Below are 14406 nucleotides of genomic sequence, written 5' to 3'. Positions count from 1 at the left end.
GGCTGACTTTTCATCATTCATTTGATTTTTTAGCTGCAAATCTATAATTAAGGTTTTCAACTAAAGGCATCGAATAATTTCTTTTTCTGCATTCTTTTTATTACGATATGATTTGGGATTATTTCCTCTTTAACTGATCGTTAATTTTTTTTATTTCTTTTGAATCCATCCAATATACCCCCACCCAGACAAGAATATAAATAATGAATTGAATCACAATAAACATAAGAAACCTGACTGGATTCTCAGTTGGATTTTCATACCACTCTCCAATTGCACCACAAATAAGTACAAGTAGTAAGACCACAACATAATGTATCGATAGATTTACCACAAATGGCCAACGATCAGAGTAAAAAATAAGCGTGATAAGACCACAACCCACTCCTAGAAATACAGCCAAAAGAAACTCCACCAAAAGCTCTTGCCCATTCATTACTCTGGTTGGATTTTGTAATAAAACAATTGTCATAATGATATAAGAAGTGCTTAACCCAATAAGGGCCCCTATTAATGAAGATTGGATTATTTTTTTCATTACGTATCCCTCCCAATTCCTAGCCGCTTCTTCAGTATCTTTAAATACATACGACTAACATGAGCTGTTGATCCATTGTCCATCACAAGCTGCATCATACCTAATTTCTCCATCTTCATAGAGAAAATCTTAGACACATTTACGAGCGTTGATTTATTGACACGGACAAAGTTCTTTTTTAACAAATCTTCCAGCTCATATAATTTGCGCTTTGATTCATATTCATCCTCATCTGTTGAAAAATAAACCTTTGTCCCTTCTGAATAAATAAAGTAAATATCTGTAATTTTCAACATATAGATTTGCTGTTGTAAATAACCATCAATTACTTCTGTGTTAGAAGACTCAAAATACCTAATAATTTGTTCAATTTCATTTGTATACGCATTTGTATGAATATGGATTTCTGTTTCCTTTACATTCTCATCGATGATTAATTTGATTTGCATATGCACCCTCCACTCCATAAATCAAATATAACATGAAAACTTTTCATATTTAATTTTCTTATATAAGTGGTTCCATATGACAAATGAGTAGCAAAAAAGAGATGATGAATGAATCGTTTGGAAGGCTCGCTGTCCCTTACTGATCATGTAATGTTCGTTTTTGATAGAACTAGATGTATCGAAGGATAATATTTATATTTGCATATATATTCCCTGAAGATGTAAGGTTTTTCCTACAAGGAAGTTTATTCGACATGATATAGAATTCTCTTGTAGTATTTAAGTCTACTCAGGAAATGTAAATGAAGGAAATCAAGGTTAGAGGATATTGGAATGCAAAAAACTCCAGCTAGGGTAAGGGTAAGAAGGGATTTGATATACAAGCGAGGATTACAGTGAGGAACCTACATATGATGCAGATACTGGCTATATATTTATTATGTAAGAATTTTTCCTATCTAAATAAAGGCATCTTCTCCTCCTCAGTAGTGTTAGCCTGTGATCTTATGCGGTATGTATAGTTCTTGTTAACAATAATGAGAGTTTGTCCATCCAGATTATTTAATCCCTATAAACTACTCGTATACATCAAGTATAGAATAAATCCTAAAATATTCAGAGTAAGACCACCAATAAAGGAGTTATTACATACCCCCTTTACATATTCATAAAAAGTAAACATAAGAGAAATAAAGTAAATCATTATCAAAAAATTTAAAAGTAATCCCCACTGTAACCAGTAAACCTTTCCGAAACTAAAGGAAAAGTCTGCGATTATAAATAGTATAAATCCTATATTTGCTAGTAAAGATAATACAAATGAAGTATTACATTTTTTCATCACAATCGTTCTCCTTTTAACCCTCTAAGGAGGTAGAGTTTTGATCTATTAATTGTACCTTTCAACTAGTAATACAAATATGAGAATTGATAATATTTACAGATGCTTGCCTAAAAAAATGACCTCCTTTAATCTTACAGACTACGGAGATCATTCTCATTTCTAACGTTTGAGTCGCCCTTTGGGAGACAATCTATTGTATCTAATTGACAAATTCCAAGGTGCATAATAACTCATTGCCTTTCATTTTGATATTTATTTTTGTTTAATGAATAAGCAAGCAATTCCTATAACTAAAACAATCATTACAGGAAATATCATGCCCTCTTGAATAGTAAATACCCTTTGCTCTTTAGCCTTTGATAATAGTTAAAATATCAATGTCATTGCTTATCTCCCGAAATTATTCGTGTTATAATATAAACCCTTCATCATTTCAGCTGTTTTCGTTTTGGAATAGCCATATCGCAAAAGAACATTCTTCTTAATTTTAATAATATCGATTAAATATTTGATATTATCTAAATACGTATCATCTGCAAATCTCTTTTCAACGTCATAAACCTCATTTTTTATTTTGCGGGTGTGTTCTTCTATCAAATATAATGCATCTACTATTTCCATTGCTGCTTTCAAACTAATATCCTTTATTTCTTGGAAGTTATTAATGAAATAATAATGTTTCGTATATTTATAACCAGTTTCATTAAAAAAATCATCGCCATGCTCAAACCAATCTTCTGAAACCAGATGTTCATCTATGCAATGTTTTAAATCAAGCTCCTCTTCTAAATAAAGATATTTAGCTACTTCCATTACACTATTAAAACCTATTTTGGGAAGAGGTTCTTTTTCAAGAATTTTCTTTTTATCGTTGGAATAAGTCACAACTTGTATTAGCTCTAACATAAAATTTCCCCTTTCTCTGGTCAAAACACCCTATTTTTATTGTTATTTCGTTCCACGTCTTTAAATACCCTTTCTTTTTTCACCAAAATCTTACTTAGATAAACAGATTTTATTTTTTATCTGTCTACCTAAGGGGGAGCATATCAAGATTGATCAAAATAGATTCTTTTCTGGCATATTTAGGTTTCGGTTTTATAAAAAAGTTTGATCATTTTCTACCTGTGTTGTTCCACAATCGCGCCCGATTGCTGAAGATCGTCCTGGAACAAATAATTATCATACTTTATTCAAAATCCACATTTATAAAAGCCTCCAATAAGACACCACCCCCACCACTCTTTGATATAGTAGCTTACTAAGTCTTATATAGGAGGGAACAAATATGATCTTAACCGTCAAAAACTTATCGGTCACATACGGTACTAAAGAAGCTGTCCACAACATTAGTTTTAGCATCAAGCCTGGGGAGGTAATTGGCTTACTTGGGGCAAACGGTGCAGGGAAATCCTCTACTATTGCAGCAGTGCTTGGTATTGAAAAGAGTAATTACGAAGAGCTCACAATGCTCGGAAAGTCACCAATTCTCCATCGCAAGGAAGTCTATCAAGAGGTGGGTGTACAGTTTCAAGAAACAAATTTCCAAGATGGATTAACGGTGCGTGAGGCATGCGAGCAGTGGGAGTCGCTTTATAAACAAACTGCTGATGTGCCTCTACTCTTGCAAACATTTGGTCTAGTTGGGAAGGAAACTCAACTTGTGAAATCTCTTTCAGGGGGTGAACGTCAACGCTTAGCGGTGCTGCTGGCATTAATTTCAATTCCTAAGCTTGTTTTCCTAGATGAGCTCACAACAGGATTAGATACAAAGGCTCGACGTATGCTTTGGAAACAGCTTTTAACGATGAAAGAAAAAGGTCTGGCAATTGTCCTAACATCACACTACATGGACGAGGTTGAGGCGTTATGTGATAAAATTTTAATTTTAAAAGAAGGCAAAACTGTCTTATATGGCACGATCCAAGAAGCAATCCGTGCAAGTGAGAAAGCCACACTAGAAGACGCGTACCTATATTTTGCAGGCGAGGAGGACTGGGTATGATTACATTTCTAACCTTTTTAAAAATTGAGGGCAAGCTCGTTTGGAAGGGCATTGATATTCTCATTTTTGGGATCTGCTTCCCTATTATATTAGCCACCCTATTTGGTTATTTTCTGAGTAAGGACGGATTAGCTGGTGCTTCCCACTTTGAACTATCGTACGCATCTGTAATTACGATTGGTGTACTAGCAACAGGAGTTATGGGTGTACCACTGACCATTGCAGATTACCGTCACCGTGGGATTTTAAAGCGATTCCAAGTGACACCTGTGTCACCTCTCCAAATTCTATTTGCCCAAGGACTGATTCAGCTTTCTTCAGCACTTGTATCATTTATTGGTGTCACACTTGTTTATCATTTATTATTTGATTATGAACTAAAGGGCTCCTGGGGGTTATTCCTTCTGACATACACTTTTGTCATTATAGCGATGTATAGTATCGGGATTTTCATTGGAAGCTTAGTACCTGACCAAAAGTCAGCAAATGTTTGGAGCTCTGTTGCTTACTTCACGATGTTACTGTTTTCAGGAGCAACGATTCCGTATGAAGCCATGCCTCGATTCTTCCAATGGGTGATGGATATTTTGCCACTTTCTCATGGTATTCACTTATTAAAGCAGGCAAGTACAGGGGAGCCACTAACAGATGGTCTATTCCATATCGTGATTTTAGCTCTATGCATTGTAATTGGATTATGTGGATCGATTAAATTCTTTAAATGGAAGTAGGTGTGTCGGGTGTACAAAACAAAAGAAATCGCAACACTTGTTGGGGTACACCCAAACACTGTGCGCATTTATGAGGAATGGTGCTTTATCTCCCCTGTACCAAGACAAGCAAATGGCTATCGTATTTATTCAGACATCCATTTATTTCAGTTAATGGTCGCACGGACGCTCTTTCGGTGTGAAATTGTACAAGGAGATATTCGGAAAAGAGCTCGTGCAATTGTATATACTTGCGGACAAGAAAATTTTGCGAAGGCTGAAGAACTAACAATAGACTATCTCACCAATTTAGAACGCGAATATGTTCATGCCTTGTCTGCTACAAAAGTTGTTGAGAAATGGTTGAGAGAAGATCCTACTGTTAGTACACGCACTTATTCTCGAACGGAAGTGGCACTGCTTCTAGATATTACATCTGAAGCTGTACGAAATTGGGAACGTAACGGACTCATTACCGTACCGAGACTGGACAATGGTTACCGAGCATATGGTGAAAGAGAACTTGAGCAGCTACGAGTTATTCGTAGTTTAAGAAGTGCCCATTACTCAATTAATGCCATTTTACGTTTACTCAAACAAATCCAACAACCAAGCCCTGATATTTTCGCGATTTTAAATACACCAACAGATGAAGAAGATATCGTGTCAGTAACGGATCAATTAGGTAAATCATTATTAGATGCCATAGCAGGTGCAAAAGATACATTAGCTTTGTTTCATGAAAAAACCACTTTCCAGTAACGGTAACGGAAAGTGGTTTTTAGCATATTTGTAGCTTTGAAATAATGTTCGATCTAAAAACATCCACAAATCCCTATTTTACGATAAATAAAAAGAATCCATTAAAAAAGATTAATTAAAATGAATTATTCTCTATCGGATTTAGGTTTGGCATTTATAAATAAAGAGTTTGATCATTTTTAACCCATGTTGTTCTACAATCTGGCCCTTTAATGGAGTAACATACTGGAATTTTGCAAAATCGAGAAGAACATAAAAAGAAAAATCCTGTTTAAATTAATACAAGATTTTAATCAAACTTTAATATAAGTTATCAATCATTTTTATAAATTATCAAACTTTATTTTAAAGCTGCACTATATAATTCCTATTTTTTCTATCTGCTGAATATTCTTTTGATTAGTGAAAAAAGGTATACTTAATAAGCCCTCCTTTTTCGATGGTTTATTGGGATTTTTTAGCGTTTTTATTATGCTATTTCTTGTCGGTACCTTTCTCCTTTAGTTAGAATAACGAAGATGATGTGTAAAAGCTTATTATGCAAGCGATAGCTGCTGTTTTATGTGCTTTACCTTCTTGACGCTTCTTGTCGTAATATTCACGAATTCGTTGGTTTTTTGCTTACCTCGTATTCCACACTGTATGGCGATAAAAAGAGATCTTCGTAGCAGTTTCGATCCTCGCTTAGTAATCCGATTTCTAGTTTCTGTGAATTTGCCAGATTCAAATACGCTAGGATCAATACCAGCGAATGCAACTAACTTTTTAGCGTTATCGAATCGTACAATGTCTCCGATCTCAGATAAGATTGTTGCCGCAAGCTTATCACCGATTCCTGGAGTTGAGCGAAGAAGATCATATTCTAATATTTCTTTTGCAATAGTATGAATTTGTTTGTCTAGATGGTCCGATGCTCTTGGTACTGGAGAATGAGTTAAATGAGTGTATGCAAAGAGAAAAGGTGGCCCTCATAAACGTTTTTTGTAGGGCAGTTCTGTGCTGCGGCCATCAATTTTTCTACTTTCTCTTTAGCCCATGAAAGAGATTTAAAGCGTGAAGTTAGTGTTAGAATTTTCTCTGCTATGCAGTCAACCTCAGCACTGATTACACTTTTAGGTATTGAAAATTCTTGTAATAGCTTAAGTGACGTGTAGCAGTACATATCATGGAATACACCAACAAACAACGGGAAGACTTGGTCAACAATTGCTTGAAGATTCAATTTTGTTTGGACATACATGTCGTTAATCGCTTCATTTATTCGTGTTACCTGCCTCAAATTGGTTATATGCACACTTCGCTTTCTTAGTGGTTCAAAGTCTTCCTTGTAGTATAATTCTGCCAAATGATAAGCGTCTGTCTTTACTTTTCTCAAAGATGATGATCTGGATCGTTGAGAAATAAGAGGGTTTAAAACAATAACTACGTACTGGTGTTCTTCTAAAAAATCAGTAATAGGCAAATGATAGTGTCCAGTTGCCTCTAAAATTACATCAGGTCGAGTTCCATGGTTCGTTTCAATTTGCTCTAAAAAACGATGAAATTCCTCAAGCCCATCTTTTGTGTGATAAAAGTTGATGGTTTTTCCGTAGGGTTTTCCTTTGGAGATAAAGGCTATCGCTTGACTTCCTCCCTTAGAAAAGTCTATACCAATAACAGGATTGATTTGTAACCGCCTTTCAGAAATTTTGCCAGGTACACCTACTACCATTGACGATTCCACAGCTTTGCACGTTATACGAGATCATTGTCTCAACCAGCTCAAACATGGTGACCGCAATAGCAGGCGAACAGTTTCTTGTTACGATTTCAATGTCCCAATAGACCTCTTGTTCTTCCTAGCTACTGCAATAATACAGCCAAGAGAATAAAAAAGGTCAACCAGTTTGAACCAGTTGACCTTATAATACAAAAATAGACCTCCCTTGAGTGTGGAAACTGTGGGGAGTGTCTATTCTAATTGGATCTAAAAGACATTTCAAGGCAAATCATAGCCCATTGCCCTTAATTCATAATGTTCATTTTTGTTTAATCAATAAGCAATACAATTCCTATAACTAAGACAATAATTACAGGAAATATCGTGCCCATTTCTAAATATTTTGTCCAGTTAGGGTGGTAACTACCAATCATTTTGTCAACATACATGGTTAACTTTGCCATTCCTAATATTAGTGAGAGTCCAATATTTTAAGATTGAATAGCCGACCTTTAACTGAGTCGACTATTCAAACTATTAAGACTAATTAGTTACACAAAGTACCTTCATATTTAGCCCACTGGAAGTTCTCACCTTTTCTAGTACCAAACTCTTTTAGTTTAAATTTAACTTCCTGTCCTTCAATCGTTCTAGTAATGTATATCTTAACATCTTCATTTAAACCGTATTTCTCGTTGTAAATAACAGTACGGCAAGATTTAACAACTACACTTTCTTTAGTGTTACTGCGTTCTACCTCACTTGCACTAACAGCAGAAGAAATAGCTAAGATTGACAAAGCAGATGCCATAGACAGTAAAAATTTTTCCCTCATTGTATTACCCCCAAAACTAATATATTAGGATGTGCACTCCTTGTACAAAAAATACCATATAATGGGTTACTTTTACAATTGTTGATTCATAATATTTATACCGCTACTTCCATTCAATTTTTGGATGATGTTTATAGTCAATTAATTTCACATCATTAGGTGTAAAATGGTGAAAATTAGTGATTTTAGGATTAATCCAGAAAGCTTGGGGCAAGGTACACCTCTCTAGTTAATTGGGTACGCAATCCATCGAAATGATTTTCGTAGATATGTGCATTGTTAATGTAATGATGAAACTTTCCTGCTTTTAAACCAGTAACCTGAGCAATCATATGAATAAGTACGGCATATTGGGTAGTATTAAAGGGGATGCCTAATCCTATATCACCGCTGCGTTGTACGAGTGTGCAATTTAAATAGACGTCTGATACATCCCACATGGTATGGAAAGCACATGGCTACAAAGCCATTTCTTCTAAATCATTCATGTCCCATAAGCTAATAATATGTCTGCGTCCTTGTGGATCATTTTTTAGCCATCGATCAGGTTATCTATCTGATTGTGTTTCGCAATTTGATAACCGTATGCTCCCAATCGTTCCATCTTTCCAAGCCCATTCATCCCAAACATGGACACCCATTTTCTGCAACAGCTTCACATCATTGCTTTGATGCTTGTAAATCCATAGCAATTCCTTAACCGCTGTTTTAAAGGCAACAAATTTAGTTGTTAAAATCGGAAATTCCTTTTGCAAATCATAACTCAATAGCTTACCAAATAGCTTTTTTGTAGGGATTCCTGTTCGATTGTTGTTAGTATCCGTTTTCTAAAATATCTTTTACCAATTTTAAATATTGCTTGTCTGCTTGAATCGTAATCTCTCCTTAAGCTACTAATAATTACTGTGCTTATGTACCCTCCTAGTTAATGATTTATTTTACATTATTGATTAGCATTGATTCAATTTTTCAAGCTCCACCTTCTTCTCATTTGACAGAAGTTGATGAAGTTTTGTTTCCATCACTTTGAGTTTATGCTCTTCCTCTTTTCTTCTAACAATATCAAGTTTTGATTTTAAATCTTTAATCCAATCCATCACATTAAATCCACTTATAATATAATCGTTCAACAAACCCAACTCTTTAGCTGAAATCGTATATGCATTTAATTTGACCATCAAAGCGATAATTTGTTCTTTTGTTAAGACTTGAAGATTATATTTTACTCCGTCTAATTCAATTGAACAGTTTGTAATTGGAGTGAACTTTATAGTCCTCCCAATCTTTTCTTTGCTTCAATTTTCTTCCTAAGTTGCATAATTTTTTGATCGTTACTGTTCCCCATTTTCATTCTCCTTTTTGATATAGTTTTCTATTGGCTAAGTATTTGTTTTTGTACTTTGGTGTGTAGCGATTGTAAATTTGCTCAAGTGTACCTTCAAACTGAATCACTACTCCATCTTTTTGTTTTATCTTTTTCAATTACTTTAAATAATCCAGAATCAGGTTCTCGATAATCCCTAGCCACATCAATCAAACTATTATCATTATTACTTGTATAGAAAGATGATCTCCACCTGTTTGAATTGACCTTGGCTTCAAATCTCTCATAGTTATAGGGAATATATTCATCTTTAGATTTATCATATGGAGAGTATTTAGTGTTACACTCTAGCTGTTCAAACAAATCAGCGTAATTTTCAACACAATCTGGCGAAACTGTAGCAATGAATTTATCACCTAATGATCTTAGTGTTAGCAAACTCAAATATTTTTCATTGTTATAACTACACATTGATTTCTTAGCAAAGAAGTAATACTTCCCTTTATTTACGTCTACTGCAACATAAGAACTGTCCCACCAATTTGTTCCAACAACACTTTCATATTTAGTAACCCAATAATCAAATCTTTTACTTTCACATAATTCTTTTTATGAAGAATCTTGTTAAACTGCGATATCTCAACATAGTCAGGAGAACTTGTAGGAATTAGAACCAATTCTTTACCATCCCAACCATAAATAAAGTCTCCTTCTAATCCTTTACCTTTAATTGAGTTTGTATTTTCTAAGATGTACAATAAGTTCTCAACGGTTATTTCAAATTCGAAATCTCTAGGGTCATATACTCTTACATATGCCTGTCTATGATTCCAGTCCGAAACATAATCTCCTACTTTTTTATTTAGAACAAAACCTGAAATTGGCTCATTAATAAAGTCAACATCTTGAATGTTCTTATCTCTCCAACTATTCCACGAGGTTTCTTTTCTAAGCTTAGTCTTTTTGGTCGTAATAAATCACATATGCTAACTTTTTTGTATATGTATTGTCTCTGTTTTGAAATCCAACTTTAATCTTCTTAGGGATAAATATGTTTGATCTCATTAGTAAGTTTCATTATCCTTCCATTAGTAATCGAAGTCTTGTTCTTCAGGTTCTTCCAAGTCTATACCCAGTAAGCAACCAATTTCATAGAGGACTTGAGACTCACCGCATTCACATCCGTCTTGGAATACATCAGTATAGTTGCCTTGCGACCTCATCTCTGTGTAGCTGCAATACCTTAGATTATAACGCCCCTTAATTAGTTCCTTGACTATCAATTTGTTCATTCATATTTGCAGCCTCCAATTAAAATCATTGTTGTATTGAACAATATAGATAAACTACCAAGTTGAAATTTGCAAGTAAAGCCATCTGATGCCCAATTAAAAGAATTGGAAGGTAAAAGTATAGTAAGGTATACATCTTCTAATGTTATTCAACATGAAAATCTAATACACCTAACTCCTGTATCAAGCTTTGAATCATCTCTTCTATCAGGATTTAAACCTGTGATTTGGTTTTTTGTGGGAGAGCCAAATCAATCTCAACTAAATCAAAACAAAATATCTAATCCTGAAATACAAATCGCAATACCTATCAATGATCTTGGTCAAAACAAGTTACTATATAGAAAAGTTGATAACGTTATTGGATATATTGGAGAATATATTGGTGAAGCAGCTATAGCACATTTAGGAACAAAAATAAAGAAAAAGCATATGGGTTTTAAGAGTTTACTCAAATTGTTATGGGAATTCGCTGTTATATTGTTTGTCTTTTCTTCTTTTCTTGGCTTTAATCTTGCTATGCAAGTACTAGGAATTTTAGGAGCAATTATCTTCTTAATTATTTCGGTAAGTCGACGTCCCATACTTGTTAATATAATAGATTTCACGTTGACAGAGAGCATTATCATCAATATCCTCAAATATTTCTAATTCATTATATTCAATATTTTTATTTTCATTAAAAGCTTTTTGCATTTTTAAATTGTGATGAATTCCTCTTTTCAGTTGCCAACTATGCTCTCTACATCTTGTTTTCTTATGTATTCTTGAATCTTTACCTATATAACTTTTGTCCCCGATAATAATCATGTAAATACCCTTTGCAATCATCTACCATTATCTATTCGTATAATGAACTTCGCTCAGGATTGCCCTCGGCTTGACGTTAGGGTTTCCCTGAATTAAAGGGGTTTATTACCTCTAAATTACTTTAAAGGAGTACTCAAATTAATCCCTAATTATAAGGCTAATTATTTCACCACTTTGCATTAGCTTACCTTGACCATAAAAATATAGTGGATAGTAAAATCCGCTGTAGAACAAAAATCTTTCTAAGTACACCGAAGCAACCATTGCTTTGTAAAGGGACACAATATCATCAGGCTTAATATTGTTGTAAAATGATACGATAATTTGTGTTTTGTATTGTAAATATTTATTTTCTTTAACCCATTTAAAAACATCATTTATTTCTTCCATTGATGCTAGGGTTAGAAAAATATTAGAATAAGACTTGGCATGAACTGCATTTTCCATCATAGCCATAAAATTAAGAACAGCTTTTCTTTGATGTCCTTTTACGTTTTGAGCGATCATGGGCATGCCAACATTTCCTTGTTCTGTATCAAGCAAGGTTAGTCCACCTAATACTTTTTTATAAGTGTCTTGTTCTTCTCTACTAAGAGTTTTCCACGTTAGTAAATCCCCATTTAAACTAATTTCTTCTGGGAGCCAAAATTGACGAACATTTTGTTCATAAAATAATTGCGTAAAATTGTCTTCATGTAATGACCAATTAGCAGCATCGTAAACTTTACTCAAATACATAACCCCTTTAAACCTGACATGATAAACAGTTCTCTCTAGTAGTGTCTTTTGTTCGTGCATAATAAAGTGTCTTTATCCCTTTGTGATGGGCATATAAGTCTATTTTAGTTAAATCTCTCGTTGTCATTGTATCCCTTAGAAAGAGGGTAAAAGATATTCCTTGATCAATGTGTTTTTGAATAGTTGCAATCATATCTACAACTTTGAACATATCCATATCATATGCTTCTGTAAAGTAGAACCAATTCTCAGGAGATAAATATGGCATCGGATAATATGTTTTTGAGTCTCCATATGTACGTTCTTCAATACGTTCCATAATTGGCATTACTGAAGCTGTAGCTGATTGAACGTAAGAGATTGGACCTGTAGGAGCGATCGCTAGACGATAACTATGAGTAATCCCATTGTCCATAACTTGCCGTTTTAAATTAGCCCAGTCCTCTTTTGTTGGAACATAAATTCCATCAAATAGGTCCCTAGCCTTTTCAGTTTTTGGAGAATGATCTTCTTTTAGATACATTTCAAAATATTCGCCTGTAGCATATGTTGATTTATCAAAACCATAAAATTTTATACCAGTGTCCCTTGCGATCTCCATTGATCTTTCTAAGGAGTAATAATTCATCATCATGAAGAATGTATTAGCAAAGTCTCTTGCTTCTTCACTTTCATAAATTCATTTGAACCGCTGGAGCGTTAGTAATCGAAGTCTTTTCAGAGACAGTCGTTAATGCATCAATTGCTAATTTGACTGATTCCTTAATTGATTTATTTTCCATTACATTAGCAATATTTAGAGAGCCGAGATTACATGAGACATCTAATCCAATACTGTCCTGTTCTCCATAATCCTCATATGTAGAAACAACTGTTGATTCAAGTACTTCACTACATAGATTGCTAAATTTAACTCTTGAAATTCCATTTAACGCATGAAACTTATTCACATTACCCTCAAACATTATGTATGGGTATCCTGATTCATAGCGTATGATTGCTATCTTTTCTAACAATCTACGTGGGTTTATTTTGACTTTCCGAACTTTCGGATTGTCAACTAATTGTTGATACATTTCGTTCATATCCATCTCATCTAAATGGATTCCGTAAGCCCTATAGACTGTGTGAGGATAAAATGTGTACATAGCTTTATCTTCTCGTGCAAGCTCAATAAATTTATCAAGTCATTACTACTCCAATTGACAAAGTTTTTACTCGAACATCTTCATCTGCATTAATCTTCTTTGTATCAAGAAAATCATTAATATCTGCATGAAAAACATTTAAATATACTGCTCCACTACCTTCTCTTTGCCCCATTTGATCAGCATATCTAAAAGCATGATCTAAAAGTTTCATCACTCCTACAACGCCTTTAGTGGCATTTTCAATCCCTTTAATCGTTTCTCCTTTTGCCTGTATTTTGCTTAAGTTAATGGAAACTCCTCCACCTACTTTACTAAGTTGCATTGAAGTTTCTATAGCTTTAGAAATGTCATTCAGTGAATCATTAACTTCAAGTAAGAAACCACTCACGAGTTCACCTCGTCATTTGCGTCCAGCGTTAAGAAAGGTTGGAGTTGCTGGTTGATACTCTTGATTCATAAGCAACCTAATAAACTGTTTTGCTTTTTCGAAATTTCCATTCGTTGGAAATAGCGCAACAATGACATTTCGATCTTCATAGCGTTCAAGGATTTTTTGTTTATTATTTGTTTTTAATGCGTAACCATTATAAAACTTGAAAGCACTCATAAAAGATGGAAAGCGGAATTTTTTCTCATATGCCAGATCAAAAACTTCTTTAATTTGCTCATATGTATATTTGTCTAGAAATTCTGCTTCGTAATAATCGTTTTCTATTAAATAATCTAGCTTCTCTTTTAAATCGTGAAAGAAAACTCTGTTTTGATTAATATAATCAACGAAATAGCTCTTTGCTGCCTCTTTGTCTTTGCTGAATTGAAATTTATCGTTCTTCTTTATGACTACTTCATTGTTTAGCTCAATCCACTTTGGAATTAAATTGGACAATCCTGTTGACCTCCTGAGTAAAACGTTCTATATCATTGCATGTACCAGACAACTCAAATTCGCAAAATATTGGGACATTATATTGAAAAGAGATAATATCAGCACTTCTTCCAAATAACTGTCCCCAATTTTTATTTCCACTTGAAGCTACTCCAAGCAAATTACTATAATTACGCTTTAAAAATTCTTGCGTGCTTCTAAGCACTTCTCCAAATCCAGTGGTATAAGTCACTAGTAAAAATGGTTGATTTACTTTAAGTTCAGGTGACACTTTCACTTTCTTGAATTCTAATCGTGATGCAAAACGCCCCACATTACCTGTTAATGAATCGTAGACTATAAGTGGATATTTCATTATTAAAT

General features: G+C 34.1%; 14 protein-coding genes and 3 pseudogenes. 4 read left to right on the top strand and 13 right to left on the bottom strand.

What is annotated here, in order from left to right:
• Positions 1 to 118 precede the first annotated feature (118 nt).
• The 3 genes from BRLA_RS08915 to BRLA_RS08900 all read right to left on the bottom strand — a co-directional run bounded on the left by BRLA_RS08915 (position 119) and on the right by BRLA_RS08900 (position 2737).
• The gene (locus tag BRLA_RS08915) at positions 119 to 538 is read right to left on the bottom strand and encodes a DUF3021 domain-containing protein (protein ID WP_022583929.1); all 420 of its coding nucleotides are present in this window, start codon (positions 536 to 538) and stop codon (positions 119 to 121) included.
• A complete protein-coding gene (locus BRLA_RS08910) occupies positions 538 to 987 on the bottom strand; it encodes a LytTR family DNA-binding domain-containing protein (RefSeq protein WP_003338449.1) in 450 nt (149 codons plus the stop codon). The genes BRLA_RS08915 and BRLA_RS08910 overlap by 1 nt, the downstream gene beginning before the upstream one ends.
• 1231 nt (positions 988 to 2218) lie before the next feature.
• Positions 2219 to 2737: a hypothetical protein gene (locus tag BRLA_RS08900; protein WP_003338447.1), complete on the bottom strand. Its 519-nt coding sequence runs from the start codon at positions 2735 to 2737 to the stop codon at positions 2219 to 2221.
• A gap of 382 nt (positions 2738 to 3119) precedes the next feature.
• Here BRLA_RS08900 and BRLA_RS08890 point away from each other — a divergent pair, with 382 nt between their 5' ends.
• Genes BRLA_RS08890 through BRLA_RS08880 form a run of 3 tightly spaced genes read left to right on the top strand, consistent with a single transcriptional unit; the run spans position 3120 to position 5308 of the window.
• Positions 3120 to 3836, top strand: coding sequence for an ABC transporter ATP-binding protein (locus BRLA_RS08890; protein WP_003338446.1), 717 nt, complete (start codon positions 3120 to 3122; stop codon positions 3834 to 3836).
• Positions 3833 to 4567, top strand: coding sequence for an ABC transporter permease (locus BRLA_RS08885; RefSeq protein ID WP_003338445.1), 735 nt, complete (start codon positions 3833 to 3835; stop codon positions 4565 to 4567). Before BRLA_RS08890 ends, BRLA_RS08885 begins: the two co-directional genes overlap by 4 nt.
• A gap of 9 nt (positions 4568 to 4576) precedes the next feature.
• Positions 4577 to 5308 (top strand): MerR family transcriptional regulator, encoded by a 732-nt coding sequence (locus BRLA_RS08880; protein WP_003338444.1) that lies wholly within the window; start codon positions 4577 to 4579, stop codon positions 5306 to 5308.
• A gap of 469 nt (positions 5309 to 5777) precedes the next feature.
• On the opposite strand, the pseudogene BRLA_RS08875 reads toward BRLA_RS08880, so the two are convergent.
• The 7 genes and pseudogenes from BRLA_RS08875 to BRLA_RS22760 all read right to left on the bottom strand — a co-directional run bounded on the left by BRLA_RS08875 (position 5778) and on the right by BRLA_RS22760 (position 9924).
• Positions 5778 to 6974, bottom strand: a pseudogene (locus tag BRLA_RS08875) (IS110 family transposase).
• 580 nt (positions 6975 to 7554) lie between these two features.
• Positions 7555 to 7842 (bottom strand): hypothetical protein, encoded by a 288-nt coding sequence (locus BRLA_RS08870; protein ID WP_003338441.1) that lies wholly within the window; start codon positions 7840 to 7842, stop codon positions 7555 to 7557.
• A gap of 191 nt (positions 7843 to 8033) precedes the next feature.
• On the bottom strand, positions 8034 to 8282 hold the full coding sequence (locus tag BRLA_RS24595; RefSeq protein WP_236867828.1) for a thymidylate synthase: 249 nt from the start codon (positions 8280 to 8282) through the stop codon (positions 8034 to 8036).
• Between the two features lie 108 nt (positions 8283 to 8390).
• Entirely contained in the window at positions 8391 to 8609 is a 219-nt protein-coding gene (locus BRLA_RS24590) for a thymidylate synthase (RefSeq protein WP_003338439.1), read from the bottom strand.
• 183 nt (positions 8610 to 8792) lie between these two features.
• Positions 8793 to 8939: a hypothetical protein gene (locus BRLA_RS24585; protein WP_236867826.1), complete on the bottom strand. Its 147-nt coding sequence runs from the start codon at positions 8937 to 8939 to the stop codon at positions 8793 to 8795.
• Between the two features lie 341 nt (positions 8940 to 9280).
• Positions 9281 to 9610 carry a hypothetical protein gene (locus BRLA_RS22765; RefSeq protein ID WP_142180026.1) on the bottom strand — a complete coding sequence of 110 codons (330 nt, stop codon included), beginning with the start codon at positions 9608 to 9610 and terminating at the stop codon, positions 9281 to 9283.
• A gap of 68 nt (positions 9611 to 9678) precedes the next feature.
• Positions 9679 to 9924 carry a hypothetical protein gene (locus BRLA_RS22760; protein ID WP_051876109.1) on the bottom strand — a complete coding sequence of 82 codons (246 nt, stop codon included), beginning with the start codon at positions 9922 to 9924 and terminating at the stop codon, positions 9679 to 9681.
• Between the two features lie 603 nt (positions 9925 to 10527).
• Between BRLA_RS22760 and BRLA_RS08845 the strand changes: the two genes are divergently transcribed.
• Positions 10528 to 11109: a hypothetical protein gene (locus BRLA_RS08845; RefSeq protein ID WP_142180024.1), complete on the top strand. Its 582-nt coding sequence runs from the start codon at positions 10528 to 10530 to the stop codon at positions 11107 to 11109.
• A gap of 300 nt (positions 11110 to 11409) precedes the next feature.
• Here BRLA_RS08845 and BRLA_RS08840 read toward each other — a convergent pair.
• The 3 genes and pseudogenes from BRLA_RS08840 to nrdI all read right to left on the bottom strand — a co-directional run.
• A pseudogene (locus tag BRLA_RS08840) lies at positions 11410 to 12000 on the bottom strand (ribonucleotide-diphosphate reductase subunit beta); the annotation flags it as partial.
• A 13-nt stretch (positions 12001 to 12013) separates the two neighbouring features.
• Positions 12014 to 14043 (bottom strand): annotated as a pseudogene (locus BRLA_RS08835) (ribonucleotide reductase N-terminal alpha domain-containing protein).
• On the bottom strand, positions 14015 to 14398 hold the full coding sequence (gene nrdI, locus BRLA_RS08830) for a class Ib ribonucleoside-diphosphate reductase assembly flavoprotein NrdI (protein ID WP_003338427.1): 384 nt from the start codon (positions 14396 to 14398) through the stop codon (positions 14015 to 14017). Before nrdI ends, BRLA_RS08835 begins: the two are co-directional and overlap by 29 nt.
• Positions 14399 to 14406: the final 8 nt, after the last annotated feature.

The organism is Brevibacillus laterosporus LMG 15441 (assembly GCF_000219535.2).
GTDB lineage: Bacteria > Bacillota > Bacilli > Brevibacillales > Brevibacillaceae > Brevibacillus_B > Brevibacillus_B halotolerans.
This window is presented reverse-complemented; position numbering and strand designations above follow the sequence as displayed.

Coding starts and splice junctions, on each gene's coding strand:
- BRLA_RS08915 (WP_022583929.1), bottom strand. CDS start 538: ATGAAAAAAATAATCCAATCTTCATTAATAGGGGCCCTTATTGGGTTA.
- BRLA_RS08910 (WP_003338449.1), bottom strand. CDS start 987: ATGCAAATCAAATTAATCATCGATGAGAATGTAAAGGAAACAGAAATC.
- BRLA_RS08900 (WP_003338447.1), bottom strand. CDS start 2,737: ATGTTAGAGCTAATACAAGTTGTGACTTATTCCAACGATAAAAAGAAA.
- BRLA_RS08890 (WP_003338446.1), top strand. CDS start 3,120: ATGATCTTAACCGTCAAAAACTTATCGGTCACATACGGTACTAAAGAA.
- BRLA_RS08885 (WP_003338445.1), top strand. CDS start 3,833: ATGATTACATTTCTAACCTTTTTAAAAATTGAGGGCAAGCTCGTTTGG.
- BRLA_RS08870 (WP_003338441.1), bottom strand. CDS start 7,842: ATGAGGGAAAAATTTTTACTGTCTATGGCATCTGCTTTGTCAATCTTA.
- BRLA_RS24595 (WP_236867828.1), bottom strand. CDS start 8,282: ATGTGGGATGTATCAGACGTCTATTTAAATTGCACACTCGTACAACGC.
- BRLA_RS24585 (WP_236867826.1), bottom strand. CDS start 8,939: ATGGATTGGATTAAAGATTTAAAATCAAAACTTGATATTGTTAGAAGA.
- nrdI (WP_003338427.1), bottom strand. CDS start 14,398: ATGAAATATCCACTTATAGTCTACGATTCATTAACAGGTAATGTGGGG.